The sequence below is a fragment of the Micromonospora sp. URMC 103 genome (genome assembly GCF_051386435.1).
Taxonomy (GTDB): Bacteria; Actinomycetota; Actinomycetes; order Mycobacteriales; family Micromonosporaceae; genus Micromonospora.
Genome location: NZ_JBPQTR010000004.1, coordinates 128,789 through 154,445, shown reverse-complemented (window position 1 = coordinate 154,445; position 25,657 = coordinate 128,789). Strand labels below are relative to the sequence as shown.

The 25,657-nt window shown below is 73.3% G+C and carries 23 protein-coding genes and 1 pseudogene; 11 read left to right on the top strand and 13 right to left on the bottom strand.

All coding sequences use genetic code 11. The features are described from left to right. Positions 1-11: 11 nt before the first annotated feature. Together ACSNOA_RS04305 and ACSNOA_RS04300 are read left to right on the top strand one after the other, a co-directional pair. On the top strand, positions 12-845 hold the full coding sequence (locus ACSNOA_RS04305; protein WP_436656492.1) for an MEDS domain-containing protein: 834 nt from the start codon (positions 12-14) through the stop codon (positions 843-845). Next, positions 842-1,795, top strand: a complete 954-nt coding sequence (locus tag ACSNOA_RS04300) for an anti-sigma factor RsbA family regulatory protein (RefSeq protein ID WP_436656490.1) — start codon at positions 842-844, stop codon at positions 1,793-1,795. Before ACSNOA_RS04305 ends, ACSNOA_RS04300 begins: the two co-directional genes overlap by 4 nt. A gap of 39 nt (positions 1,796-1,834) precedes the next feature. Here ACSNOA_RS04300 and ACSNOA_RS04295 read toward each other — a convergent pair whose 3' ends face one another. Then, positions 1,835-2,293, bottom strand: coding sequence for a hypothetical protein (locus ACSNOA_RS04295; RefSeq protein ID WP_436656488.1), 459 nt, complete (start codon positions 2,291-2,293; stop codon positions 1,835-1,837). A gap of 2 nt (positions 2,294-2,295) precedes the next feature. Further along, positions 2,296-4,731, bottom strand: coding sequence for a molybdopterin oxidoreductase family protein (locus ACSNOA_RS04290; protein WP_436656486.1), 2,436 nt, complete (start codon positions 4,729-4,731; stop codon positions 2,296-2,298). 233 nt (positions 4,732-4,964) lie between these two features. Here ACSNOA_RS04290 and ACSNOA_RS04285 point away from each other — a divergent pair, with 233 nt between their 5' ends. Both ACSNOA_RS04285 and ACSNOA_RS04280 read left to right on the top strand, forming a co-directional pair. Next, positions 4,965-5,489: a DUF421 domain-containing protein gene (locus ACSNOA_RS04285; protein WP_436656484.1), complete on the top strand. Its 525-nt coding sequence runs from the start codon at positions 4,965-4,967 to the stop codon at positions 5,487-5,489. An 83-nt stretch (positions 5,490-5,572) separates the two neighbouring features. After that, entirely contained in the window at positions 5,573-5,743 is a 171-nt protein-coding gene (locus ACSNOA_RS04280) for a hypothetical protein (RefSeq protein WP_436656482.1), read from the top strand. 57 nt (positions 5,744-5,800) lie between these two features. Here the strand turns inward: ACSNOA_RS04280 and ACSNOA_RS04275 are convergent, their stop codons facing one another. Next, on the bottom strand, positions 5,801-6,208 hold the full coding sequence (locus ACSNOA_RS04275; RefSeq protein WP_436656480.1) for a four-helix bundle copper-binding protein: 408 nt from the start codon (positions 6,206-6,208) through the stop codon (positions 5,801-5,803). Positions 6,209-6,401: 193 nt separating this feature from the next. On the opposite strand from ACSNOA_RS04275, the gene ACSNOA_RS04270 reads away from it, so the two are divergent. From ACSNOA_RS04270 to ACSNOA_RS04260, 3 genes are read left to right on the top strand one after another with little or no spacing between them, the layout of a single operon-like run. Further along, positions 6,402-6,896 carry a hypothetical protein gene (locus ACSNOA_RS04270; protein WP_436656478.1) on the top strand — a complete coding sequence of 165 codons (495 nt, stop codon included), beginning with the start codon at positions 6,402-6,404 and terminating at the stop codon, positions 6,894-6,896. Next, positions 6,893-7,393: a universal stress protein gene (locus tag ACSNOA_RS04265; RefSeq protein WP_436656476.1), complete on the top strand. Its 501-nt coding sequence runs from the start codon at positions 6,893-6,895 to the stop codon at positions 7,391-7,393. Before ACSNOA_RS04270 ends, ACSNOA_RS04265 begins: the two co-directional genes overlap by 4 nt. Positions 7,394-7,436: 43 nt before the next feature. After that, positions 7,437-7,766: an SAV_915 family protein gene (locus ACSNOA_RS04260; protein WP_436656474.1), complete on the top strand. Its 330-nt coding sequence runs from the start codon at positions 7,437-7,439 to the stop codon at positions 7,764-7,766. Positions 7,767-7,775: 9 nt separating this feature from the next. On the opposite strand, the gene ACSNOA_RS04255 is transcribed toward ACSNOA_RS04260, so the two are convergent. From ACSNOA_RS04255 to ACSNOA_RS04225, 7 genes are all read right to left on the bottom strand, one after another. Beyond that, positions 7,776-8,456 carry a response regulator gene (locus ACSNOA_RS04255; protein ID WP_436656472.1) on the bottom strand — a complete coding sequence of 227 codons (681 nt, stop codon included), beginning with the start codon at positions 8,454-8,456 and terminating at the stop codon, positions 7,776-7,778. Beyond that, a complete protein-coding gene (locus ACSNOA_RS04250) occupies positions 8,453-11,005 on the bottom strand; it encodes a DUF4118 domain-containing protein (protein WP_436656470.1) in 2,553 nt (850 codons plus the stop codon). The genes ACSNOA_RS04255 and ACSNOA_RS04250 overlap by 4 nt, the downstream gene beginning before the upstream one ends. A gap of 75 nt (positions 11,006-11,080) precedes the next feature. Then, positions 11,081-11,962, bottom strand: coding sequence for a potassium-transporting ATPase subunit C (locus ACSNOA_RS04245; protein WP_436656468.1), 882 nt, complete (start codon positions 11,960-11,962; stop codon positions 11,081-11,083). Next, on the bottom strand, positions 11,962-14,169 hold the full coding sequence (gene kdpB / locus ACSNOA_RS04240) for a potassium-transporting ATPase subunit KdpB (RefSeq protein WP_436656466.1): 2,208 nt from the start codon (positions 14,167-14,169) through the stop codon (positions 11,962-11,964). The genes ACSNOA_RS04245 and kdpB overlap by 1 nt, the downstream gene beginning before the upstream one ends. 6 nt (positions 14,170-14,175) lie before the next feature. Further along, positions 14,176-15,831, bottom strand: a complete 1,656-nt coding sequence (gene kdpA, locus ACSNOA_RS04235) for a potassium-transporting ATPase subunit KdpA (RefSeq protein WP_436656464.1) — start codon at positions 15,829-15,831, stop codon at positions 14,176-14,178. Beyond that, positions 15,831-15,920, bottom strand: a complete 90-nt coding sequence (gene kdpF / locus ACSNOA_RS04230) for a K(+)-transporting ATPase subunit F (RefSeq protein ID WP_091592907.1) — start codon at positions 15,918-15,920, stop codon at positions 15,831-15,833. Before kdpF ends, kdpA begins: the two co-directional genes overlap by 1 nt. A 230-nt stretch (positions 15,921-16,150) precedes the next feature. Then, positions 16,151-16,549: a hypothetical protein gene (locus tag ACSNOA_RS04225; RefSeq protein WP_436656462.1), complete on the bottom strand. Its 399-nt coding sequence runs from the start codon at positions 16,547-16,549 to the stop codon at positions 16,151-16,153. A gap of 433 nt (positions 16,550-16,982) precedes the next feature. Between ACSNOA_RS04225 and ACSNOA_RS04220 the strand changes: the two are divergent. Both ACSNOA_RS04220 and ACSNOA_RS04215 read left to right on the top strand, forming a co-directional pair. Further along, positions 16,983-17,441 (top strand): annotated as a pseudogene (locus ACSNOA_RS04220) (BTAD domain-containing putative transcriptional regulator); the annotation flags it as partial. A 1,576-nt stretch (positions 17,442-19,017) separates the two neighbouring features. Continuing rightward, the gene (locus ACSNOA_RS04215) at positions 19,018-19,989 is read left to right on the top strand and encodes a hypothetical protein (RefSeq protein WP_436656460.1); all 972 of its coding nucleotides are present in this window, start codon (positions 19,018-19,020) and stop codon (positions 19,987-19,989) included. Here the strand turns inward: ACSNOA_RS04215 and ACSNOA_RS04210 are convergent. Together ACSNOA_RS04210 and ACSNOA_RS04205 are read right to left on the bottom strand one after the other, a co-directional pair. Further along, on the bottom strand, positions 19,965-20,756 hold the full coding sequence (locus tag ACSNOA_RS04210; RefSeq protein WP_436656458.1) for an ABC transporter permease: 792 nt from the start codon (positions 20,754-20,756) through the stop codon (positions 19,965-19,967). The two genes, ACSNOA_RS04215 and ACSNOA_RS04210, sit on opposite strands and share 25 nt — an antisense overlap. Then, a complete protein-coding gene (locus ACSNOA_RS04205) occupies positions 20,753-21,706 on the bottom strand; it encodes an ATP-binding cassette domain-containing protein (RefSeq protein ID WP_436656456.1) in 954 nt (317 codons plus the stop codon). Before ACSNOA_RS04205 ends, ACSNOA_RS04210 begins: the two co-directional genes overlap by 4 nt. Positions 21,707-21,819: 113 nt before the next feature. Here ACSNOA_RS04205 and ACSNOA_RS04200 point away from each other — a divergent pair, with 113 nt between their 5' ends. Further along, positions 21,820-22,968 carry an acyl-CoA dehydrogenase family protein gene (locus ACSNOA_RS04200; RefSeq protein ID WP_436656454.1) on the top strand — a complete coding sequence of 383 codons (1,149 nt, stop codon included), beginning with the start codon at positions 21,820-21,822 and terminating at the stop codon, positions 22,966-22,968. Next, on the top strand, positions 22,958-24,136 hold the full coding sequence (locus ACSNOA_RS04195; protein ID WP_436656452.1) for a CaiB/BaiF CoA transferase family protein: 1,179 nt from the start codon (positions 22,958-22,960) through the stop codon (positions 24,134-24,136). The genes ACSNOA_RS04200 and ACSNOA_RS04195 overlap by 11 nt, the downstream gene beginning before the upstream one ends. A gap of 36 nt (positions 24,137-24,172) precedes the next feature. On the opposite strand, the gene ACSNOA_RS04190 is transcribed toward ACSNOA_RS04195, so the two are convergent. Then, entirely contained in the window at positions 24,173-25,549 is a 1,377-nt protein-coding gene (locus ACSNOA_RS04190) for a cation:dicarboxylate symporter family transporter (protein WP_436656450.1), read from the bottom strand. Positions 25,550-25,657: the final 108 nt, after the last annotated feature.

The window sequence follows — 25,657 nt, the reverse complement described above, 5'->3', positions numbered from 1 at the left end:
GGGCGACCGGCGTGACCAGCGGAGCGGAATCTCCGGCCCCCTCGAACCACGTCTGCTGGGTCTACGACGACCCGACGGCGTTCGAGCGACAGGCGCGTGCCTTCCTCATCGCGGGGCTCACGGCCGGGGAGCGGCTCTGGTACGTGGCCGCCGGGCCTGCCGAGCCGGTCGTCGCGAGGCTCTCCGACACCCCGGCGCTGCGCGACGCGCTGACCCGCGGGGTCCTCGGCGTGGTGTCGTTGAGCGACACCTATCGGACGGGCGCCGTGGTGGACGGCCCGGCGCAGGTGCGGGCGTACGCGGGGGCCACCGAGGCCGCCCTCGCCGCCGGCTTCCACGGCCTGCGGGTCGTCGCCGAGGCGACCCCGCTGGTCCGCACCCCGGCCCAGCTCGACGCGTTCACCCGCTACGAGCACCTCGTGGACCGGTACATGCGCGCGCGGCCCTTCACGGCCATGTGCGCGTACGACCGGCGGGAGCTGGGTGGCCGGGCAACCGCCGAGCTGGCCTGCCTGCACCCGGAGACCAACGCCACCGAGACCCCCTTCCAGCTCTACGCCTGCGGCCCGGCCGACGACCGCTTCGGGCTGGCCGGCGAACTGGACCTGGCCGGCGACGAACTGTTCGCCATCACGCTGGAGCGGGTCGACCTGCGGCCGGCCGACGGGCGGCTCGTGGTGGACGCCTCCCGGCTGCGCTTCGTCGACCATCGGGCGCTGCTGCGCCTGCGTGAGTACGGCCGCCGCCGGGGCGCCGCCGTGGTGGTGCGCTCGCCGCACGCCGCCGTGTCCCGTCTCGTGGGGCTGCTCGACGTGCCCGGGCTGACCGTCGAGGTGACCGGGTGAGGACGGGCGCCGCCGCCGGACACCACGGCTACTACCACGAGGCGATCCGCTACGGCCGCGACGAGGACCTGCTCGCCGTCGTGGTGCCGTTCCTGCTCGGCGGCGTCGAGGCGGGCGAGCCGACGTTCGTGGCCCTCGGCGAGCGCACCGGCGGTCTCGTGCGGTCCGCCCTGCCCGCCGACAGCGGCGTCGAGTTCCTTGCCGGCGGCAGCGTCTACGCCCGGCCCACGGCGGCGATCCGCTCGTACCGCGAGCTGCTGAAGGCGCGGGTCACCGCGGGCGCCGGCCAGATCCGGATCGTCGGCGAGCTGCCCCCGGTCGCGTTCGGCGCGACGTGGGACTGGTGGGCCCGCTACGAGTCGGCCATCAACCACGCGTACGACGACTTCCCGCTGTGGAGCATGTGCGCGTACGACACCCGGATCACGCCCCCGCACGTGCTCGACGAGGTGGCCCGCACCCACCCCCGGTTCGCCACCCCCGACGGGCGGCACGTGCCCAGCCCCACGTACACCGAGCCGACCGTCTACCTGTGTGAGGACCGGGTCGCGCCACCGGACCCGTTGCAGGCCGCGCCGCCACTCGTCGAGCTGACCGATCCGACGGCCGCGCAGGCCCGCGCGGCCGTGTACGCGATCGACCACGGCGCGCTGTCGCCGGACGACGTCGACGACTTCGTGGTGGCGATCAGCGAGACCGTCACCAACGCCCTCCGGCACGGGCGTCCGCCGGTCCGGCTGCGGCTCTGGGCCGGCGCCGACCGGATCGTGGCGACCGTCACCGACGAGGGGGACGGCCCGAAGGACCCGTTCGCGGGGCTGCTGCCGGCCGGCACCGGCGCGACCGGCGGCCTCGGCCTGTGGATCACCTACCAGTCGTGCAACCACGTGAGCCTGCGTCGGGGCGCCGCCGGCTTCACGCTACGGCTCACGGCCGGCAACCCGCACTGACCCGACCGGCCCGGGCGCCTGCCGGGGTGAAGCCGCCGCTCACTCGGCCACCACGAGCGCCTGCGGGGCGGCCTGCTTCATTCGCGTACGCAGCCACTTGAGCTGCATCGAGGTCTCCCCCTCGCAGCGCTTCACGACCGCCAGCAGCTCCCGGTCCCGGGCGCCGTACGCGGCCTGCCCGACGACCGTCCAGGCGATGTCGCACTCGGCGGCCATCAGGTAGAGGTCCTGGAGGTCCCGCAGGAGCCCGATGCCGCCGGTGCGGGTGCCCGTGAACAGCTGCGAGTGCAGCCGGTCCGGCTCGGCGGGCGCCTCCTCGGCGTACCGGGCGGCGAACGGGCGCAGCTGTTCGGCGTGCTCGTCGCAGCGCTGCGCCTGCTGGTCGCAGAGGTGGTAGACGTCGGCCTCGTCCCGGTGCGCGGCGCCGACCTCCCGGAACGCGTCGGCGAGGTTGACCTGGGCCCGGTGCAGCAGGCCGAGATAGTGCGCGAGATGCATCGTCACTTCCCTTCGACGGAGGTCGCCTCGGCGGCCGGGCCGCCGACCGTGGCCGGGACGATCGCCACCATGGGCGCGCTGCCGCCGACGGTCGGTGCCGGTGCGGGTACGCCGCCACCGTCGCCGAGCCGGGCCACGGCCACCGCGGCGACCTTGAAGAGCGGCTGCTTCGACACCGGGTCCCAGGCGGTGATGGTGAGTTCGTTGGCGGCTCGGGGCGTACGCTCGGCCGGCTCCTGGTCGAACCAGCCGTAGTGGAAGGGCAGGAAGACCACCCCGGGCCGGATGCCGCTGATTCGGGCGCGGGCCTGCACGGCGCCGCGCGTCGAGGCGATCCCCACGAGGTCGCCCTCGGCTATGCCGAGGCGCTCGGCGTCGGTCGGGTTGAGTTCCACCCAGACGTCCGGCGCGGCGTCGTTGAGCTGCGGCGCGCGGCCGGTCTTCGTACGGGTGTGGAACTGGTAGACGGTGCGGCCGGTGGTGAGGAGCAGCGGGTGCTCGTCGTCGGGCACCTCGGGCGAGGGCCGGTATTCGACGGCGTGCAGGAACGCGCGTCCGCCCGGCTGCTTCGCCTTGTACTCCTCGGCCGTGAACTCGGCGCCGGTGGCCAGGTCCTGGCCGTAGGTCTCGCACACCTCCGGGTCCGTCGGGAAGACCCCGTCGGTGTAGAGGCGTTCGGTGCCGTCGGGCGCGGCGTCGGTGCACGGCCACTGGACGCCGCTGCCGCCGCGGAGCTTGTCGTAGGTGAGGCCGGTGTAGTCGCAGGGCCGCCCCCGGGAGCACTCCTTCCACGCCTCGAACGCCTCCTCCGGCGTCGTCCACCGGATGAGCGGTCGGCCGTCCCGGTCGCGGAAGTCCATCCGCCGGGCGTAGTCGAGGAAGATGTCCAGGTCGGCGCGGGCCTCACCGGGCGGGTCGACGGCCTTCTCGCTGAGGTGCACCGTCCGGTCCACGTTGGTGAACGTGCCGGTCTTCTCGCCCCAGGTCGCGCCCGGCAGCACCACGTCGGCGAGCGCGGCCGTCTCGGTCAGGAAGAGGTCCTGCACCACCACGAACAGCTCGGGCTTGCGCAGGATGTTCCGGATGCGGGACAGGTCGGGCAGGGAGACCGCCGGGTTGGTGGCGCTGATCCAGAGCAGCTTGATCGAGCCCTGCTCGGCGTACCGGAAGATCTGCATGGCGTGCGTCGGCGGCGACCAGTGCGGGATCACCTCGGGTTCGACGTTCCACAACCGAGCCAGCTCGGCGATGTGCTCGGGGTTGTCCCAGTTCCGCAGCCCGGCCAGGTCCCCGTCCGCGCCGGTCTCCCGGGTGTTCTGGGCGGTCGGCTGGCCGTTCATCTGGTAGATCCCCGCGCCCGGGCGGCCGATCATCCCCCGCAGCAGGTGCAGGTTGTTGACCTGGCAGGACGCCGCCGTGGCCTGGTTGGACTGGTAGAAGCCCTGGAGCACGGTGGAGAGCAGCCGCCGGGAGGTGCCGAGCAGCTCCGCGGCGCGCCGCACGTCGGCGGCGGGGACGTCGCAGATGTCCGCCACCCGCTCCGGCGGGTAGCCGTCGACCGTACGGGCCAGCTCGTCGAAGCCGAGGGTGTGCGCGGCCACGTAATCCTCGTCGTACCAGCCGTTGCGGATGATCTCCCGCAACAGGCCGTTCATGAGTGCCATGTTCGTGCCGTTGCGGACCGCGAGGTGCAGGTCGGCCTCGCGGGTCACCGCCGTGGACCGCGGGTCGACGGCCAGCATCGCGGGCGGGTTGGGCCCGCGCCGGCGGTCCAGCATCCGCATCCACAGCACGGTCTGCGTCTCCGCGACGTTGTGCCCCCACAGCGCGATGGCGTCACAGTGGTCGATGTCGGTGTACGACCCGGGCTGGCCGTCCGCGCCGAACGTCGCCTTGAGCGCCGCGGCGGCGGTCGCCGTGCAGAGCCGGGTGTTGCCGTCCATGTGCGGGGTGCCGATGCCGGCCTTGCCGATCACGCCGAGCGTGTAGTACTCCTCGAGGAAGAGCTGGCCGGTGGTGTAGAAGCCGAAGTGGCCCCAGCCACCCGGCCCGCCGAGGAGCTCGTTCGACCGGGCCACGATCCGCCCCATGGCGGTGTCCCAGTCGGTCTCGACGAGCCGGCCGCCCTCGCGCACGAGCGGGCGGGTCAGCCGGTCCGGGCTGTGGTTGGCCTGCCAGCCGTACAGGTCCTTCGGGTCGACGCGGCCCCGGTTGACCCGGTCGACGGCACGGCCCCGCACGCCCACGATCCGGCCGTCGCGCACCGCGATGTCGAGCGCGTCGCCGTTGGAGTGCAGCACGGACGCCGACTGCACCCAGGAGTCCACATCCGACTCACGCAGGTCGCGGTCGAGGAAGGTGTCCACCCGCACCGGCCACTCCTGCCCGGGCCCGTACGGGGTGCGGGGACCCCAGGGGTCGGCGATCCGGTCAACCATGATCCACTCCCTTCGTCGTCAGGCCGCCGGGACCGGCACGACCCGGCCCGTCGCCCTGTTGTACGCCCGCTCCGGCGCTCCGGCCCTCGCGACGCCTTCCTCCCCGCCCCTACTTGTCTCCACGCCACCGATCCTCACACCTGGGCCGCTCGGCGCAGCGGAAACGGACCGCATCGGCGACCGGCGGCCCACCGGGTGAGGAATGGCGGCGCGGGGCCCGGGTAGCCGCTGCCGTGGCCGACTGGGGGCAGCTCTTCGTACCGAGCACGCCGCTGCTGGAAACCATCGTTCGGGGCAGCGTCATGTACCTGACGCTGTTCGGGTTGCTCCGGGTCATCCTCAAGCGTGAGAGCGGCACCACGGGTGTCACGGACCTGCTGGTCATCGTGCTGCTCGCCGACGCCGCCCAGAACGGCATGTCGGGCAACTACACGTCCATCACCGACGGGGTGCTGCTCGTGTCGGTGATCATCGGCTGGTCGTACCTGCTGGACGCCGTCGCGTACCGGTGGCCGGCCGCGGCCCGTCTCATCCGACCCGGCTCGCTGGTCCTGGTCCGGGACGGGCGGATGCTGCACCGCAACATGCGCCGCGAACTCATCACGGACGAGGAGCTGCGCCAGCAGCTGCGGGAGCAGGGCATCGACGACATCGGGAAGGTACGCGAGGCCCGCATGGAATCCGACGGGCAGCTCAGCGTCACCACCCGTACCACTGATGAACCCCGGCAACAGGGCCGGCGGCGGGGCGTGCACTGACCGCGGCGCCGGTTTGCCCTCGGGGGCGGCGGGAAAGCGTGCGGTTGCCCGGCGCGAGGCCGTGCCTCGCGCCCGTTCCACGGATGGAGGCTGAGATGACCGGCCGGGAGCAACTGCACGATCTGCGTCAGCGCGCCCACAACGCGGGCATCGAGGGCAACTCCAAGATGACGGAGAGCCAGCTGAAGGACGCCCTGAAGAGGGCGGAGAAGGGCATGAGCCCGCAGGCCGCGAAGCAGCAGGCCAAGCGCTGACACCGCGCGTCCCGCCGACCGCCCCGGGCTCGTCCCCGGGCGGTCGGCGGCGTTTCGTCAACTGATGGTGGCCAGCAGGTCCCGGCAGGCCCGCTCGCAGTCGCGGCAGGCCTCGGCGCAGATCCGGCAATGCTCGTGCCGCTCGGCGTGCCGGGCGCACTCGTCGCCGCAGGCCCGGCAGGTGGTGGCACACGCCTCCAGGAGGCTGCGGGTGACGTTGGCGTCGTAGCCGGTGTGCCGGGACAGGACCCGCGCGGTCGTCGTGCAGACGTCCGCGCAGTCCAGGTCCGTCCGGATGCACTTGGCCAGCTCCGCGATGTCGTCCTCGCTGAGGCAGGCGTCCGCGCAGGCGGTGCAGGCCTGGGCGCAGGCGTTGAGCGTGTCGATCACCGTGGCGAGCTTCGCCCGGTCCAGGTTGATCGACTTCGGGTACGCGTCGAGCATCGACTTGGTGACGCTGGCCATGGGTGACTGCCTCCGATCGTCGACGGCTACGCTCCGGAGCCGCCGTACCCGGCAGGCGCCGATCCATGCCCGCGGCGGCTGACCCTCCCGCTGTCGGAACGCTCGTCAACAGGGCGTCAAGAATCCGGCGGGCGCCGTCAAATCCCCGTATCGGCACCGGCGCCGCGGTCCGCGACCGCGCCACGATGGCGACATGACGGCGAGATGGTCGGGTCGGTGCGACCCCGGGCCGGCGGACGTCGGGCGGCAGTCCCGGCGGACGTCGAGCGGGGCCGGCCGTCCCACGACGAAGGAGCCGGAACGGCGGCACGAGGTGCTCGTCGCGGTCCGGCTGACCACGGCCACACCCGGCAGCCGCCTGCTGGAACACCTGCGCGGCGAACCGTGCGCGGTCGCCGCCTGGTGGATCGCGGCGGACGTCGACGCGGTGGTCCGGCTGTCCGCCGCGAGCCTCACCACGCTGCACCGCGCCATCGCCGACCTGCGCCGCCGCGCCGGCGCCGAGGTGGTCGTGACGCACACGATCCTGCGTGCCCTGGACCTCTCCGTCGCCGGACCGGCGGCCGACGTCACCGGACCGGCGGCCGTCACCGTGGCCGACCCGGCCGGACCGGCGGCCGTCACGGCCGCCGCCGTCGCCGGACCGGCGACCCGCACCGCACCGGCATGCCTGCCGTTCCCGGCATGAACCGCCTCTCGCCCGCCCCCCGGGTCATCGTGGGCGTCGACCGGTCCTTCGCCGGGCTGGCGGCGCTGCGCACCGCCGTCCGACTCGCTCGCCGCGACGGCGCCTACCTCCACGCCGTACGGGCGTGGACGTTCGTACCGGTCTGGCGGCCCGGCACCATGCCGTGGCTCTGGCAGGAGGACCTGGCCCGGGCAGCCCGCGCGTACGTGCGGGAGGCCTTCGACGCGGCGCTGGGCGGCGTGCCCCACGACGTGCCCGTGCGGCTCGTCGCGGAGCAGGGCTACGCCGGTCAGGTGCTCGTCGACCACGCGTGCCGCGCCAACGACCTCCTCGTGGTGGGCAGCCCGCGCCGCGGCCGGTTCGGCGGCGGCGGGCACGTCACCCGGTACTGCGTGACCCGGGCGGTCGTGCCCGTGGTGGCGGTGCCCGCCCCGGCCTGGGCGCGCGCCGACGCGATCCGCCGCTTCGGCCGCGACCTCGAGCGTTTCACCCCGTGACCGGCCGCCGGCCGGCCCACCACCTCTCCTGGAAGGCACCACGATGGACGACGACGTCCCGGATACCTACCTCGTCCCGGTACGCACCGCGCCGGGGCGAGACTCCCTGACCGTACGGACCGGCCGGCTCCCGCAGGGGGAGCGGGTCGGTCTCGCCTTCACGGCACCGGAACGGCTCGCCGCCGCGATGGGCGACGACCAGCCGTGGATCCGGCTCTGCGAGTCGGCGCTGCGGAGCATGCTGCGCCCGCTGGGCATCGAGCGGATCCAGGTGGACCCGCTGCTCGTGGCGCCGCCCGTGCGGCCCGAGCCGCGGCAGGCGCCGGTCCCCCGGCAGCCCGTCACCGCGCTCGCCGGCATCCCGGAGGTCTAGCAGCGACCGTCAGGGGCGGTAGCGGTAGCCCATCCCGGGCTCGGTGATGAGGTGCCGGGGGCGCGCCGGGTCGTCCTCCAGCTTGCGGCGCAGCTGGGCCAGGTACTGCCGCAGGTAGTTGCTCTCGTTCTCGTACTCCGGCCCCCACACCTCGTGCAGGAGCTGCCGCTGGCTCACCAGCTTGCCGGGGTGGCGCAGCAGCTTCTCGAGCACGGCCCACTGGATGGGCGTCAACTTGACCTCGGTGCCGTCGTCCCGGGTGACCGTACGGTCGGCGAGGTCGACGGCGTGGCGTCCCACGCGCAGGGTGGCGCCCGTCTCGCTGGCGGGGCTGAGCCGCCGGGTGACCGCCCGGATGCGGGCGAGCAACTCCTCGACGCCGAAGGGCTTCGTCACGTAGTCGTCGGCGCCCGCGTCCAGCGCCTCCACCTTGTCCTCGCTGCCGGCCCGCCCGGAGAGCACGATGATCGGCACGCTGGTCCACCCGCGCAGGCCACGGATGACCTCGACCCCGTCCATGTCGGGCAGGCCGAGGTCGAGGACGACGAGATCGGGTGGGTGGCCGGCGGCGGCCTTGAGCGCGCCGGCGCCGCTGTCGGCGACGTCGACGTCGTACCGGCGGGCGCGCAGGTTGATCCGCAGCGCCCGCAGGATCTGCGGCTCGTCGTCGACGACCAGGACGCGTGTCATTCCTGTGGTCCCTCCACCATGCCCGCGGTGGCGGCCGGCAGCCGCAGCACCATCGTCAGTCCACCACCCGGCGTGGTCTCCGGGGTGAGACTGCCCCCCATCGCCTCGGCGAGCCCCCGGGAGAGCGCCAGCCCGAGCCCCACCCCGGTCTGGTTGTCCCGGTCGCCGAGGCGCTGGAAGGGCAGGAACACGTGCTCCCACTGGTCCTCCGGAATGCCCGGGCCGGTGTCGATGACCCGCAGCTCGACCTGACCGGCGTGGGCGCTCGCGGTGACCGTGGGCGGCTGGTCGGGCGGGCTGTACCGGAGGGCGTTCGCGACGATGTTGACGAGCACCCGTTCCAGCAGGCCCGGGTCGGCCGTGACGGCCGGCAGGTCGGCGGGGATGTCGGTGGTGACGCCCGCGGCCGGCGGCCCCAGCTCGTCGAGGGCGCGGGGCACCGCGTCCTCGAGGCCGATGACGGCCGGGATGAGGCCGAGCACGCCCGCCTGGAGCCGGCTCATGTCCAGCAGGTTGGCCACGAGCCGGGCCAGCCGGTCCAGCGACTCCTCGGCGGTGGCCAGCAGCTCGGCCCGGTCCTCCTCGTCGAACTCGACGTCGGGGCTGCGCAGGCTGGTCACCGCGGCCTTCGCCGAGGCGAGCGGCGTACGCAGGTCGTGGCTCACCGCGGCGAGCAGCGCGGTCCGCATCCGGTCGGCCTCGGCCAGCGGGCGGGCGGTGGCCGCCTCCTCGGCCAGCCGCTCCTGCCGCAGCGCCACCGCGGCCTGCGCGGCGAACGCCTCGACCAGCCGGCGGTCGGCGGCCTCGAGCCGCCGGCCGCAGAGCACGACGGTGATCCGCTCGTCGACCGGCACGGTCGTCTCGCCGACGTCCGGCGTGGTGGCCGGCTGGTCGCCGACGCTCGCCACGACGCACCACGCCCGCTCCTCCCGGGCCCGGGCCGGCCGGCCGGTGGCCTCCTCGGCGAGTTCCAGCACGCTCACGGCCCGCAGCCCGAACGTCTCCCGGAGCTGGTCGAGCAGCGCGATCAGCGGCCGCCCGCCGCGCAGGACGCCCCCGGCCACCGCGGCGAGGGTCTGCGCGTCGGCGGCGGCGCGCGCGGCCTCCCGGGTACGCCGGGCCGCGACGTCCACGATCCAGCTGACCGAGACCGCGACCCCCACGAAGACGGCCAGGGCGAGCAGATTGTCCGGCTCGGCGATGGTCAGCGTGTAGAAGGGCGGGGTGAAGAACCAGTTGAGGATCAGCGACCCGCCGAGCGCGGCGACCAGCGCGGGCCAGAGCCCGCCGACCAGCGCCACGGCCACGACCCCGGCGAGGAAGAGCAGGATGTCGCTGGCGAGCGTGAGGTCGGGCATGACCTTCAGCAGCAGCGTGAGCAGCGGCACGCCGAGCGCCGCGAGGGCGAAGCCGAGCAGGCGCCGGGGCCGGGAGAGCGCCGCCGGCACCCCGGCGGCCCGGCGCCCGCGGCCGGCCTCGGTGTGCGTGACGAGGTGCACGTCGATGGCGCCGGAGTGCGCGATGGTGGTCACGCCGACGCCGCGGGAGAACAGTTGGGCGAACCGACCGCGGCGGCTGGCGCCGAGCACGAGCTGGGTGGCGTTGACGCCCCGGGCGAAGTCGAGCAGGGCGGCCGGCACGTCGGCGCCGAGCACCTGGTGGTAGGTGCCGCCGAGACTCTCCACGAGCACCCGCTGCCGGGCGAGCTGCGCCGGGTCGGCCCCGACCAGCCCGTCGCTGCGGGCCACGTGCACGGCGAGCAGGTCGGCGCCCTTGCTGCGGGCCGCGATCCGCGCCGCCCGGCGGACCAACGTCTCCCCCTCGGGCCCGCCGGTGAGCGCCACGACCACCCGCTCCCGGGCCTCCCAGGTCTCGGCGATGCCCTGCTGGTCCCGGTAGCGGCCGAGCTGCTCGTCGACCTTGTCGGCCAGCCAGAGCAGCGCGAGTTCGCGCAGGGCCGTGAGGTTGCCGACCCGGAAGTAGTTGCCCAGCGCCGCGTCAATCTTGTCGGGCCGGTAGATGTTGCCGTGCGCCATCCGCCGGCGCAGCGCCTCCGGCGTCATGTCGACCAGCTCGACCTGCTCGGCAGCGCGCACGATCTCGTCGGGCACGGTCTCCCGCTGGACGGTCCCGGTGATCTGCGCGACCACGTCGTTGACCGACTCGAGGTGCTGGATGTTGACCGTGGAGAGCACGTCGATGCCGGCGTCGAGCAGCTCCTGAACGTCCTGCCAGCGCTTGCCGTTGCGCGAGCCGGGCACGTTCGTGTGCGCCAGCTCGTCCACCACGGCCACCTGGGGCCGGCGGGCGAGCACCGCGTCGACGTCCATCTCGCCGAACTCGGTGCCGCGGTATTCGATGGTGCGGCGGGGCACCTGCTCCAGGTCGCCGATCATGGCCGCCGTGTGCTTGCGGCCGTGGGTCTCGACCAGCCCGATCACCACGTCGGTGCCCCGCTCGGCCCGCCGGTGCGCCTCCTCCAGCATGGCGTACGTCTTGCCGACGCCCGGGGCGGCGCCCAGGTAGATGCGCAGCTCTCCTCGTGGCACGGACCCATCCTTTCCCTGCTGTGACGGTACGGGGCGAGGCCACCGAGGTGGCCCCGCCCCGCCTGTTCGGAGGACTCAGCGGGCCGGGAACTCCCGGTCCAGCGCCAGGTTGAGTTCCAGCACGTTGACGCCGGGCTCGCCCAGGAAGCCGAGCGCCCGGCCGGTGGTGTGCTCCTCGACCATGCGCCGGACCGCAGCCGGGTCCACGCCGCGCTCGCGCGCGACCCGGTTCACCTGGAGTGCGGCGTACGCCGGGCTGATGTGCGGGTCGAGGCCGCTGCCGCTCGCCGTCACGGCGTCGGCGGGCACCGCCGGGGAGGCGGGCGCGTCGCCGCGGATCGGAGTGACGATCCCGCCCTCGGCCACGTAGTCGTGGCCGGCCTGGGCCAGCTCCACCGGCACCCCCTGGTAGCTGCCGAGGAACGGGGTGGCCGGGGCGACCTGGTTCACGCTGACCACCCGGGTGACGGGGCCGGTCAGCCCGCCGGCGCGGAACACGGCGAGCACCGCGCCGACCCCGTCCGGGGTGCAGAACGGCCGGCTGCCGTCCACGCCGTCGAGGTCACCGACGGCCTTGCTGCGCTCGCAGACCTGGGTGAGCAGGCTCTGCGAGGACTCCTCCGGGTCGGTGGCGATGGTGTCCACCACGCTCTCCGGGCCGAGGTTGCTGGCCGAGGTGGCGGTCGGGTCGTAGCCGTCGCCGGCGGCCGACGGGCGGCTCTGGAAGTAGCGGGCGATCGGGTTCCCGTCCGCGTCGGTGAACGACTGCCCGATGAGGCTGCTGCCCACGGTGCGTCCCTCGACGCTGACGAGGGAGCCGGCGGCCTTGCCGTCGAGGCCGGGAATCCGGCCCACGGCGACCATCGCGAGTGGGTAGGCCAGGCCGAGCAGCACCGTGAAGACGAGCACGGCCCGCAGGGCGGCGAGGTGCTGGGCGATCCAGCTTGGTAGGCGCATCACGAGATCCCTGGGATGAACTGGATGAGCAGGTCGATGAGCTTGATGCCGAGGAACGGCACGACGAGGCCGCCCAGGCCGTAGAGCCAAAGGTTCCGGCTGAGCAGCTTCGACGCGCTGGCCGGCCGGTACCGCACGCCGCGCAGGGCGAGTGGGATCAGCACGACGATGATGATCGCGTTGAAGATCACCGCGGCGAGGATCGCCGACTCCGGGCTGGCCAGCCGCATGATGTTGAGCGCGTCCAGGCTCGGGTAGAGGCCGGCGAACATGGCCGGGATGATCGCGAAGTACTTCGCCACGTCGTTGGCGATGGAGAACGTGGTCAGCGCGCCCCGGGTGATCAGCAACTGCTTGCCGATCTCGACGATCTCGATGAGCTTCGTCGGGTCCGAGTCGAGGTCCACCATGTTGCCGGCCTCCTTGGCGGCCGACGTGCCGGTGTTCATGGCCACGCCGACGTCCGCCTGGGCGAGCGCGGGCGCGTCGTTGGTGCCGTCGCCGGTCATGGCGACCAGCCGGCCGCCCTCCTGCTCCTTCCGGATGAGGGCGAGCTTGTCCTCGGGCGTGGCCTCGGCCAGGAAGTCGTCCACCCCGGCCTCGTCCGCGATCGCCTTCGCGGTACGCGGGTTGTCGCCGGTGATCATGACGGTCCGGATGCCCATCCGGCGCATCTCGTCGAACCGCTCGCGCATCCCGGACTTGACCACGTCCTTCAGGTGGATGACACCGAGCGCGCGGGCCGGCTGGCCGTCGAGGTGCTCGGCGACCACCAGCGGTGTGCCGCCGGTGCCGCTGATCGCGTCGACCAGCTCGCCGACCTGGCCGGTCGGGTGGCCGCCGTTGTCGCGTACCCACTTCATGACCGCGGAGGCGGCGCCCTTGCGGATGCGGCGCACGCCACCGTCGACGCTCTCCGCGCCGAGGTCGACGCCGCTCATCCGGGTCTGCGCGCTGAACGGCACGAACGTGGCGTGCGGCATGACACCGGGCTCGCGCTCGCGCAGCCCGTACTCGTTCTTCGCGAGCACCACCACCGAACGCCCCTCCGGGGTCTCGTCGGCAAGGCTGGAGAGCTGCGCCGCGTCGGCGACGTCCGCGGCGGCGACCCCCTCGACGGGCAGGAACTCGGACGCCTGCCGGTTGCCGAGGGTGATCGTGCCGGTCTTGTCGAGCAGCAGGGTGTTCACGTCGCCCGCCGCCTCGACCGCGCGTCCGCTCACCGCGAGCACGTTGCGCTGCACGAGGCGGTCCATGCCGGCGATGCCGATGGCCGAGAGCAGCGCGCCGATGGTGGTGGGGATCAGGCAGACGAGCAGCGAGACGAGCACTACGCCGGTGACGCCGCTGTCGGTGATCGCGCCGGTGTCCGTCGCGGCGGCCTGGAAGCCCTTCGAGAAGATCGCGAGCGGCTGGAGGGTCACCACCGCCATCAGGAAGATGATCGTGAGCGCGGCGAGCAGGATGTTCAACGCGATCTCGTTCGGCGTCTTCTGCCGGTTGGCGCCCTCGACGAGGGCGATCATCCGGTCGATGAAGCTCTCGCCCGGCTTCTGGGTGATCTTCACGACGATCCGGTCGGACAGGACCCGGGTGCCGCCGGTGACCGCGCTGCGGTCGCCGCCGGACTCCCGGATGACGGGGGCCGACTCGCCCGTGATCGCCGACTCGTCGACACTCGCGATGCCTTCGACGACGTCACCGTCGCCGGGAATCGTGCCGCCCGCCTCGACCAGGACGATGTCGCCCTGCTTCAGCTCCGGCGCGGGCACCGCCTCGTCCCGGTATGCGTTCGCCGAGACACCCGGCCGCCACCCGATGAGGCGGGTGGCGATGGTGTCACGCTTGGCCTGCCGGAGGGTGGCGGCCTGCGCCTTGCCCCGGCCCTCCGCCACGGCCTCCGCGAGGTTCGCGCAGACCACGGTGAGCCAGAGCCAGACGGTGATGGCCCAGGCGAACACGGACGGGTCCGTGATCGCCAGCACGGTGGTGAAGACGGCGCCGATCTCGACGATCAGCATGACCGGGGTGCGCCACAGCGTGCGCGGATCGAGCTTGCGCAGCGCGTCCGGCAGGGACCGGACCAGCTGCTTCGGGTCGAGCAGGCCGCCGCCGACCCGGTTGCCCTGGGTGGCGGGCGTGCCGGGGGTCGGTTCCTCGCCGGCCCCGGATGTCACCGACGTGACGGACATGTTCTCGTTCTCCATGGGAGATCAGAGCCCTTCGGCCAGCGGGCCGAGCGCGAGGGCGGGCAGGAAGGTCAGCGCGACGAGGATCACCGTGACGCCCGTGACCATCCCGACGAAGAGGGGCCGGTGGGTGGGCAGGGTGCCCTCGGAGGCGGGCGTCGGCTGCTGGCGGGCCAGCGAGCCGGCCAGGGCGAGCACGAAGATGATCGGCAGGAACCGGCCGAGCAGCATGCAGAGCCCGAGCGCGGTGTCCCACCAGGTGGTGTTCACGGTGATGCCGGCGAACGCGGACCCGTTGTTGTTGCTGGCCGAGGTGAAGGCGTAGAGCACCTCCGACAGGCCGTGCGGGCCGACGTTGAGCGCCGTCTCGTTGTTGCCGGTGGCGAACGCCGCGGCCGTGCCGATGAGCACGAGCGCCGGCATGACGAGGAAGTACAGCGAGGCGAACTTGATCTCCCGGGCGCCGATCTTCTTGCCGAGGTACTCCGGCGTCCGACCGACCATGAGGCCGGCCACGAAGACCGTGATCACCGCGAGGATGAGCAGGCCGTAGAGACCGGAGCCCACACCACCGGGCGCGACCTCGCCGAGCATCATGTTGAGCAGCGGCACCATGCCGCCGAGCGGGGTGAACGAGTCGTGGAACGAGTCGACCGCGCCCGTGGAGGTCAACGTGGTCGCCGCGGCGAAGGTGGCCGAGTTCGACACGTCGAACCGGACCTCCTTGCCCTCCAGCGCCGCGCCGATCGCCTGCGGCACGGTGCCGTGCCCGCTCAGCTCGAAGACGTTGGTCAGCGTGACGCTGGCCAGCGCGAGGATGGCCATCACGGCCGCGATGGCGTACCCCTGGCGGTTCTGGCCGACCATCCGGCCGAAGACCCGGGGCAGGCTGAACGGGATCATCAGGATCAGGAAGATCTCGATCCAGTTGGTCCACGACGTCGGGTTCTCGAACGGGTGGGCGCTGTTGGCGTTGTAGAAGCCACCGCCGTTGGTGCCCAGCAGCTTGATCACTTCCTGGCTGGCCACCGGCCCGCCGGTGATCGTCTGGCCGGCACCGGCCACCGTGGTGACGTCCGTGCCGCCCGAAAGGTTCTGGACCACACCACCGAGCATCAGCGCGAACGCGCCGAGCACGGCGACCGGCAGCAGGATGCGGACGGTGATCCGGGTCAGGTCGACCCAGAAGTTGCCCAGGTGTTCGCTGCGGTGCCGGGCGAAGCCGCGGACCAGGGCGATCGCGACGGCGATGCCGACGGCCGCGGAGACGAAGTTCTGCACCGCGAGGCCGGCCATCTGCACGAGGTGGCCCATGGTCGACTCACCGGAGTACGACTGCCAGTTGGTGTTGGTCACGAACGACACGGCGGTGTTCCACGCGCCGTGCGGCGCCACCGGGTCGAAGCCCAGCGACAGCCAGAGCTTGTCCTGCACACGCTGGAGCAGGTAGAGGAACAGCAGCGACACGGCCGAGAACGCCAGCACGCTGCGCGCGTACACGCCCCAGCTCTGCTCGGCGGCCGGGTTGACCCCGACGAGCCGGAAGATCCCGCGCTCGACGCGGGACTGCCGGGTGCCGGAGACGACCCGATACATGTAGTCGCCGAACGGCTTGTAGATGGCGACCAGCGCCACCACCAGCGACAGAATGAAGATGACGCCGGCTGTTGTCATGGTCATCAGAAGCGCTCCGGGAACAGCAGGGCGACCACCAGGAAGATCCCGAGGCCGATCGCGAGCACCAGGCCGACGGCGTTGACCGCGCTCACAGCTTCTCCACCGCCCGGACCACCAGGGCGAGCGCCGCGAAGAGCGCCACCGTCAGGACCACGAACACCACGTCAGACACGCTGACTCCTCGTACGGATAAGGTTCGTCGCGACCGACTGCCGATCGCGCCGGGCAATCAAAGCCCCCGGAAAACCCGCACGACAGGGGCTATAACGGGACCGTGACGGCGGCCTACGGCTTTTTGACGCCCTCTTCACGGGCCGCCCTCCTACCGGTGAGCCGGGCCACAGGCCGGCCTCCGCGTCGAGAGCCGCAGGCGCCGGTAGGCCGCGCCCAGGGCACCGGCGAACACGAGCGCCGGGGTGTACGCCCAGGCCTCGCCCGAGGCGCCGGTCAGCTCGCCGAACCGGTTGACCAGGAATCCGACGAAGCAGCCCACCGCCAGCAGGGTCACTCCGGCCAGCGCCCGCAGGCCCGGTACGAGGGCGGCGTACCCGCCGACCCCGATCGCCACGACTGTCACTCGGGCGGGCAGGTCGCCCGGTGGGAAGAGCGCCGCGGCGAGCAGCGTCGCGCCGACGACCAGTACGGCGCCTGTCGCGACCCCGATCCCGGTCGGCGTCCCCCCATCTCGCGTCCCGCCGTCCCCGTCCTGATCGACCTTCACGGCCCTGCCTCCGCCGGTACGAGCGGGCCCGCCCATCGGGCCCCCGGCTCGCCATCTGATGCCGCGCCGCCCGGAGAGGTCGACGGTTTTCACACCTCCCTCACGGAGCCCGGGCAGATTTTCACGCCCGCGCAACGCCCCGCGATCTTGCAGTTCCTGCCCGGCATCCGCGACACCAGCCGCGAATCGCGGTCCGAAACCGCAAGATCGACGGGATGGGAGGGACGGGGCCTAACCTGGTCCGGTGACCGCCGAGCTGATCCTGCTTGCGGACGCCTCGTTCCGGGGCCGGGAGATCACCGGCCGGCGGCTGCGCGGCCTGCTCGCGCTGCTCGCCGGTGAGCTACGGTCCGGCTGCGGGACCGCCCGGCTGGTCGCCGGGCTCTGGCCCGACGAGCTGCCGGAGAACCCCACCAAGGCGGTGCAGATCCTGATGTCCCGTGCCCGGGCGCAGCTCGGCGCGGACGTCATCGCGCGCACGCCCACCGGTTACCGGCTCACCCTCACCGAGGCGCAGGTCGACGCCGCGGCCGTGCTGGCCCACGCCGCCGCGAGCGCGGAGCGCGCGCGGGCCGGCGACCACGCGGCGGCGCTCGCCCACGCCGAGGCCGGCCTCGCGTACTGGGCCGGGCCGCCCGAGGAGACCGGCGGCGGCGACCCGCTCGCCGCGCTGCGGGCCGAGCGCGCACCGGCGTACCACTCACTGGTGCGCGCCCGCGCGCTGGCGCTGGCCCGCCTCGGCCGGCACGCGGAGGCCGTCGGGCCGCTCGGCGACCTGGCCGGCGTCCTGCCACGGGACGAGGAGCTGCTGGCCGAGCTGCTGCGCGCCGAGGCCGCGACGGCCGGCCCGTCGACGGCCCTGGGCCGGTACGAGGCGTACCGCCGGACGCTCCGCGACGAGCTGGGCACGGATCCGGGCGCCGCGCTCCGGGCCGTGCAGCGGGACCTGCTGCGGGGCGAGCCGCCGGCGGTGCGGCACGGCGTACCCCACGAGCCCAACCCGCTGCTCGGTCGCGACGACGACGTGGCCGCCGTGACCGCCCTGCTCCGCACCTCGCGGGTGGTGTCCATCGTGGGACCGGGCGGGCTGGGCAAGACCCGGCTGTCGTACGCGGTCGCCCGGCAGGCCGAGCAGCGCACCGTCCACCTCGTGGCGCTCGCGGGCGTACGCACCGACGACGACGTCGCCCGAGAGGTGGCCACCGCCCTCGGTGTCGGCGAGACGCTCGGCGCTCCCGTGGCGGCCATGGCCGCGGGACGGGAGCCGTCGGCCGTCATCGCCGCCGCCCTCGGTTCCGGGCCCGCGCTGCTGGTGCTCGACAACTGCGAACACGTGGTCCGGGGCGCGGCCGAGCTGGTCGGCGCGCTCGTCGCGGCGACCCGCGACGTGCGGGTGCTGACCACCGGCCGCACCCCGCTCGGCCTGTCCTCCGAATCGGTTCACCTGCTGCCGGAGCTGACGCTCGCCACCAGCGTGGAGCTGTTCGGGCAGCGCGCCCGCGCCGCGCGCCCGGGCGTCGAGTTGCCCGCCGAGGTGGTGGCCGGACTCTGCCGGCACCTCGACGGGCTGCCCCTCGCCGTCGAACTGGCGGCGGCCCGCGTCCGGGCCATGTCCGTGACGGAGATCGCCCGCCGGCTGGACGACCGGTTCGCCCTGCTCCGCGGCGGGCCACGGGACGCGCCGCGGCGGCACCACACGCTGCACGCGGTGGTCGACTGGAGCTGGAACCTGCTCGACGAGGAGAGCCGGGCCGCCATGCGCGCCCTGTCCGTCTTCCCCGGCGGGTTCACCGCCGACGCGGCCCGCTACCTGGTCGACGGCGACCCGTTGCCGGTGCTCGAGCACCTGGTGGACCAGTCGCTGCTCAAGGTCGAGGAAACCTCGACGGGCGTACGGCTGCGGATGCTCGAGACGGTCCGCGAGTTCAGCGCCGCCCGCCGCGACGAGGCCGGGGAGACCGCCGCCGCGACCGACCATCTCCTCGCCTGGGCCCGGGACCTCGGCCTCGCGCACCACGACGCGCTGCTCGGCCCCGACGGGTTCGTCGCCGCCCAGCGGATCCGCGCGGAGCAGGACAACATCGTGGCGGCGCACCGGATCGCGCTGGCCCGGGACGACGCGCCCACCGTGGCCGCCACGACGGCCCTGCTCGCCGGCATCTGGACGCTGGACGCCGCCTACACGCGGACGATCCCGCTCGCCGAGGAGACCGCGGCGCTGCTCTCGCACTACCGGCCCGAGCCGACGTTCGTCGAGGTCACCCGGACCGCGGCGGCCCTCAACGCCGTGAACGCGATGATGCTCCAGGGTCCTCGGCCGACCCGCCCGCTGGTCACCCTGCGCCGCCTGCCGCCCCCGTCGGCGGCAACCCTGGCCGGTGCGCTGTCGATCGTGCTGAACGCCCTCTCCTCCGATCGCCGCCGACCCCGCCGCGCTGCATGCGCTCCGGGCCCGCCCCGAGCCACTGGTGGCCGGCCTCGCCCACTGCATCGCCACCTACGTTCACGAGCGGGAGGACGACCCGGAGGGCGCACTCGACGCGGCGCGACGGATGCTCGACACTTTCGGGCCGACCGTCAGTCCGTGGTTGCGGGTCCTCGCCCACTCCCGACTCAGCGAACTGCTCGCCCAGGTGGAGGAGTGGGAAGTCGCGCGGCAGCACCTCGCGGCGGCGCTGCGCCTGTTGGAGGAAACCGGGCCGTGGGCGGACGTGATCCAGATCCGGTGGGCGCTGGCGCTCGCCAACCTGGGGGCCGGGGACGTCGAGGAGGCGGAGCGCTGGCTCGACCTCGCGGCCCGGCACGGCATCGAGGACGCCTACGGGTTGGCGTCGTTCGAGTCCGCCGTCCGCGCCGAGGTCCGCCTCTTCCGGGGGGACGTCGACGGCGGGCTGGAGCTGTGGCGGCAGGCCGTCACGCAGGTCACGGCGTCGACGGACCCGCTGTTCGAGGCCGAGGGGACCGCCCCCACCCCGTGGGCGCTCCAGATCCAGGCCGTCGCCCTCGTCGCGCACGCCCGCTGCGGCCGGCTCGATCTCCTGCCCGCGCTGCCCGGCCAACTCACCGACCACCTGCACCGGATGCTGACCGATCCGTGCGTCAACCCGCCCGCGTTCGTCATGGAGCAGCCGGTCTGCGGCACGCTGCTGCTGGCGCTCGCCATGGTGGACGTCGAGCGGGCCCGACGCACCGGCGACCCCGGGGCCGCCGCCACGGGCGCCCGGCTCGTCGCCCTGGCGGAGCGGTTCCGCTTCCTGCGCGAGTTCCAACCCACCATGTCCTCCGCCCGCGCCCGACAGGACGCCGAGCAGGCCGACCGGGCGGCGTACGACGACGCGGTGTCGTCGTACGCCCGCCTGGATGCGGCCGGGCTGCGGGCGACCGCGCTGTCGGCGCTGGCCGCCCGCGCGGACGGTCACCGCACGGGGTCGCGGTTGTAGAGCCGGCGCGCCCACAGGTAGCCGACCAGCGCGATCCCGGCGGACCAGGCGAGCGCCTGCACGGCACTGGAACCGATCGGCCCGCCCACGAGCAGACCGCGCACGGTCTCCATGACGGGCGTGAACGGCTGGTACTCGGCGAACCAGCGCAGCCCGGCCGGCATCGAGTCGGTGGGGACGAACCCGCTGCCCAGGAACGGCAGCAGCATGAGCGGCATGGGCAGGTTGCTCGCCGTCTCGACGCTCCTGGTCACCATGCCGAGCGCCACCGACAGCCAGGTGATCGCGAACGTGACCGCGGCGAGCACCCCGGCCGCGGCCAGCCACTCGACCGCGTCGGCGGTGGGACGGAAGCCGACCAGCAGAGCGATGCCGGTGAGCACCGCGAGGCCGATCATGGTGAGCAGGAGGCTCCCCACGACGTGACCGGTCAGCACGGAAACCCGGGCGATGGACATGGTGCGGAACCGCGCCACGATGCCCTCGGTCATGTCCATGGCCACCGAGATCGCCGTTCCCTGCGCCACCCCGGCCACGGTGATCAGCAGGATGCCCGGGGTGACGTAGGTGGCGTAGTCGCTGCGGCTCCCGGCGGGTCCGCCGAGCCCCGCCCCGAGGGCGCCCCCGAAGACGTAGACGAAGAGCAGCAGGAAGATCACGGGGACAGCGATGATCATGAAAGTGAGGGAGGGATAGCGCTGCATGTGGCGCAGTTGGCGCCGCAGCATGGTCACCGAGTCGCTCAGCGTGTGCGCCATCGTGCTCATGCCAATACCTTCTCTTCGGTGTCGTGGCCGGTCAGGGTGAGGAAGACGTCGTCGAGGTCGGGCGTGTGCACGCTCAGCGACTCGACCTCGACGTGGATGTCGTCGAGCCGGTCGAGCACGGCGCGCAGCGACCGGACGCCGCCGTCGCTCGGCACCCGCAGAGTGAGCGCGTCGTCGTCACGGCGTGCCTCGCCGAGGGCGCGGGCGGCCGCCGCCAGCCCCGTGGCGTCGGCGAAGCGCAGCTCGAGGTGCCCTCCCGGAACCAGCCGCTTCAGTTCGGCGGCGCTCCCCTCGGCGACGAGCCGGCCACGGTCGAGAACGGCGATCCGGTCGGCGAGATGGTCGGCCTCCTCCAGGTACTGGGTGGTGAGGAAGATGGTCACCCCGCCGGCCACCAACTCGCGGATGATGTCCCACATGGCCCGGCGGCTGCGCGGGTCGAGGCCGGCCGTCGGCTCGTCCAGGAAGATCAGCCGCGGGTCGCCGACCAGGGTCATCGCGAGGTCGAGCCGCCGCCGCATGCCCCCGGAGTAGGTGGCCGCGGGCTTGCCCGCCGCGTCGACCAGGTCGAACTGCTCGAGCAGCTCGGCGGTCCGCCGGCGCCCCGTGGCCCGCCCGAGATGACGCAGGTCCGCCATGAGTCTCAGGTTCTCCGCGCCGGTGAGCAGGTTGTCCACCGCGGAGAACTGGCCGGTCACGCCGATGCCGGCGCGCACCCGGTCCGGCTCGCGCCCGAGGTCGTGGCCGACGACCCGTACGTCGCCGCCGTCGGCCCGGATCAGCGTGGACAGGATCTGGACGGTGGTGGTCTTGCCGGCGCCGTTCGGGCCGAGCAGCGCGAAGACGGTCCCCTCGGGGACGTGCAGGTCGATGCCGTCGAGGACGACGTGGTCGCCGTACGACTTGCGCAGGCCGGTCGCGGCGATCGCCGGGGGTCGTGGGGTTGTCATGGAAGGAGCGTGCGGGGCGGCCGGATCAACGCGGCTTCACCACGGTTTCACGGCTCCGGCGCCCCGTTCCGGGCTTGTTGACACACCGGTGAGCGAAGGCGATCGTGATGGCCATGCCCCACTCCTCCCCCTGGCGCACGCCCGAGCACGACGACCTGGCCGACCTTGCCCGCCGCTTCTTCGTGAAGGAGGTGCTGCCGCACGCCGACCGGCTGTCCGCGCAGGGGCACCCCGACCGCGACCACTACCGCCGCGCGGGCGAGCTGGGTCTGCTCGGTCTCTCCGTCCCCGGCGAGTACGGCGGCGGGGGCGGCGACTTCACCCACGAGGCCGTCGTGCTCCACGAGCAGGCGTACGCCGGAGAGACGAGCCTGGGTCTCGCCGTGCACAACGGCATCGTGACCGGCTACCTCGTGGCGTACGGCAGCGAGGAGCAGAAGCGGCGGTGGCTGCCGGGCCTGTGCAGCGGTGAGCTGGTCGGCGCCATCGCCATGACCGAGCCGGACGGCGGCTCGGACCTCCAGGCGATGCGCACCCGCGCGGTGCGCGACGGCGACGACTACGTGGTGACCGGGGCGAAGACGTTCATCAGCAACGGTGGGCTCGCCGACCTGGTCATCCTGGCCGCCAAGACCGATCCGGAGCAGCGCGCCGCCGGTATCTCGCTGCTCGTCTGCGAGGTGGGCGGCGACCCGGAGGGCTTCCGGCGTGGCCGGCTGCTGTCCAAGATCGGGCTGCACGCGAACGACACGGCGGAGCTGTTCTTCGACGGGCTCCGCGTGCCGGCCGCGAACCTGCTGGGTGGCGCCGAGGGGCTCGGTTTCGTACAGCTCATGCAGCAGCTCCCCCAGGAACGGCTGGTGATCGCGGTGGGCGCGGTCGCCGCCATGGAACGGGCCGTCGAGCTGACCGTGGCGTACGCGAAGGAGCGGACCGCGTTCGGCAAGCCGCTGCTCGGGCACCAGAACACCCGCATGGTGCTCGCCGAGTGCGCGACCCGCACGCGGGCCAGCCGCGTCTTCCTGGACGACTGCATCGCCCGGCACGCTCGCGGCGAGCTGGACGTGGCCACCGCCGCCATGGCCAAGTACTGGCTCACCGAGGGGCAGTGCGAGGTGATCGACCGGTGCCTGCAACTGTTCGGCGGCTACGGCTACACGACCGAGTACCCGATCGCCCGGATGTACGCCGACGCCCGCGCGCAGAAGATCTACGGCGGCACCAACGAGATCATGAAGGAGCTGATCGCGCGTGCCCTCTGAGGGCGGGCCGGGTCCGGCGCCGGGAGCGCCGGGCCGAGGTGGGCCGCTCGCCGGGGTGCGCGTCGTCGAACTGGCGAGCCTCGCGCCCGCCCCGTTCGGCTGCATGGTGCTCGCCGACCTCGGCGCCGACGTGGTGCGCGTCGACCGGCCCGGCGGTCCCGCCGCCGGACGGCTCGCCGCTCCGCCGGGCGGGCCGTTGCAGCGCAGCCGGCGGGTCACCGCGCTGGACCTCAAGTCACCGGACGGCGTGACCGACCTGCTGCGCCTCGTGGAGCGGGCGGACGTGCTGGTCGAGGCGTACCGGCCGGGGGTCGCCGAGCGGCTCGGTTTCGGGCCGGACGTCTGCCGGGCCCGCAATCCCCGGCTGGTGTACGCCCGGATGACGGGCTGGGGGCAGGACGGCCCGCTCGCGCCCCGGGTGGGGCACGACATCGACTACATCGCGGTGGCCGGTGCGCTCGAGCCGCTCGGTCGCGCCGGTGAGCGGCCGTACGCGCCCACGAACCTCGTCGGTGACTTCGCCGGCGGCGGGATGCTGCTCGCCGTGGGTGTGCTCGCCGCGCTGCTCGAACGCGAACGCTCGGGCCTCGGGCAGGTGGTGGACGCCGCCATGGTGGACGGTTCGGCGCTGCTCACCGCGTTCCTGCACGGCATGGTCGGCGCGGGCCTCTGGTCCGCCCCACGCGGGCGGAACCTGCTCGACGGCGGGGCGCCGTTCTACGACAGGTACCGCACGGCTGACGGGCAATTCATGGCGGTCGGCGCGCTGGAGCCCGCGTTCTACGCGGCCCTCCTCACCGGCCTGGGCCTGGCCGACGAGCCGGACCTGCCGCCCCAGTACGACCCGGCGGGCTGGGACGAGCTGCGCCGCCGGTTCGCCGAGCGGTTCGCGAGCCGGACCCGGGAGGAGTGGACGGACGTCTTCGCCGATCTGGACGCCTGCGTGGCGCCGGTGCTCGCTCCCACCGAGGCGCACCGGCACCCGCACAACGCCGCCCGGGGCACGTTCGTCGAGGTCGGCGGGGCGCTCCAGCCGGCACCGGCGCCCCGGTTCGACCGGACTCCCGCTCCCGCGCCCGATCCGGCCGGCGAGCCCCTTCCGGTGCCGGCCGTCCTCGCCACCTGGCCACCCCGCGAACCGGATCGTGGTGGGAAGCGGGCCCGCTAGGCCCACCGCCCACCACGATCCTGCTGCGCGACCGGGTCAGCGCGCGGCGGGCGCCTCGGCCTCCTCGGGTCGCCGCTCTGCCGGCTCGTCGTCGTCGTGCTCGTCCAGCATCGTGGTCTCGTCGAACGGCCGCTCGCCGGAGAGCACGGCGGTGGCCTGCTCCCGGTCGAACTCACCGGTCCAGCGGCCGATGAGGACGGTGGCCACGGCGTTGCCCGCGAAGTTGGTGACCGCCCGCGCCTCGGACATGAACCGGTCGATTCCGACGATCAGGCCGACGCCGTCCACCAGTTCCGGCCGGTGGGACTGGAGGCCGCCGGCGAGGGTGGCGAGGCCCGCGCCGGTGATGCCGGCGGCGCCCTTCGACGCGATGATCATGAAGGCGAGCAGCGAGATCTGCTCGCCCACGGAGAGCGGGTCACCCAGGGCGGAGGCGATGAAGAGCGAGGCCATCGTGAGGTAGATGGCCGTGCCGTCGAGGTTGAACGAGTACCCGGTCGGGACCGTGATGCCGACGACCGGCTTGCTCACACCAAAGTGCTCCATCTTCGCGATCAGCCGGGGAAGCGCCGACTCGGACGACGAGGTGGAGACGATGAGCAGGAACTCCCGGCCCAGGTACCGCAGCAGCGAGAAGATCGAGATCCGCGCCACGGCCCACAGCAGCGCGCCCAGCACCACCAGCACGAAGATCAGGCAGGTGACGTAGAAGCCGAGCATGATCTGCGCGAGGCTCTTCAGGGCGTCCATGCCGGTGGCGCCCACCACCGCGGCCATGGCTCCGAACGCGCCGATCGGCGCCAGCCACATGATCATGGTGAGGATCTTGAAGACGAGCCGCTGGATGGTGCCGATGGCCCGCAGCACGGGCTCGCCCCGCCGGCCCATGCTCTGCACGCCGAAGCCGACGAGGAGGGCGACCAGCAGGGTCTGCAGCACCTCGCCGCCGGTCAGCGCCGAGAGCAGCGAGGTCGGAATGATCCCGAGCAGGAAGTCGACAGTGCCCTCGCTCTCGGTGCCGGCCGCCTTCTGGCCCGCCTCGGCCAGCTCGTTGCTCAGCTGGAGCCCGGCCCCGGGATGCACGATGTTGCCGACCACCAGGCCGATGGCCAGCGCGACGGTCGACATGACGAGGAAGTAGCCGAGCGCCAGGCCACCGACCTTGCCGACCTTGGCCGCCTGTCGTACGGAGCCGACGCCGAGCACGATGGTGCAGAAGATGACCGGGCTGATCATCATCTTGATCAGCGCGACGAAGCCGGTGCCCAGTGGCTTGAGTTCCTGCGCCGCGTCGGGGGCCACGAAGCCCACGGCGATGCCCGCGAGAACGGCGACGATCACCGCGAGGTAGAGAAGGTGGGTGCGGTCCCGTCCGGACCGTGCAGCCGGTGCGCTGGTGGTGGGGGTCTGCATGGCAGACACTGTGGCGCAGGTCTCAGCCGGAATCAGCCTTGCGTTCATTCTGTTCACCGACCCTGGACCGCCGACGGAGCGGAGACCGCGAGGCCACCACACGACGAG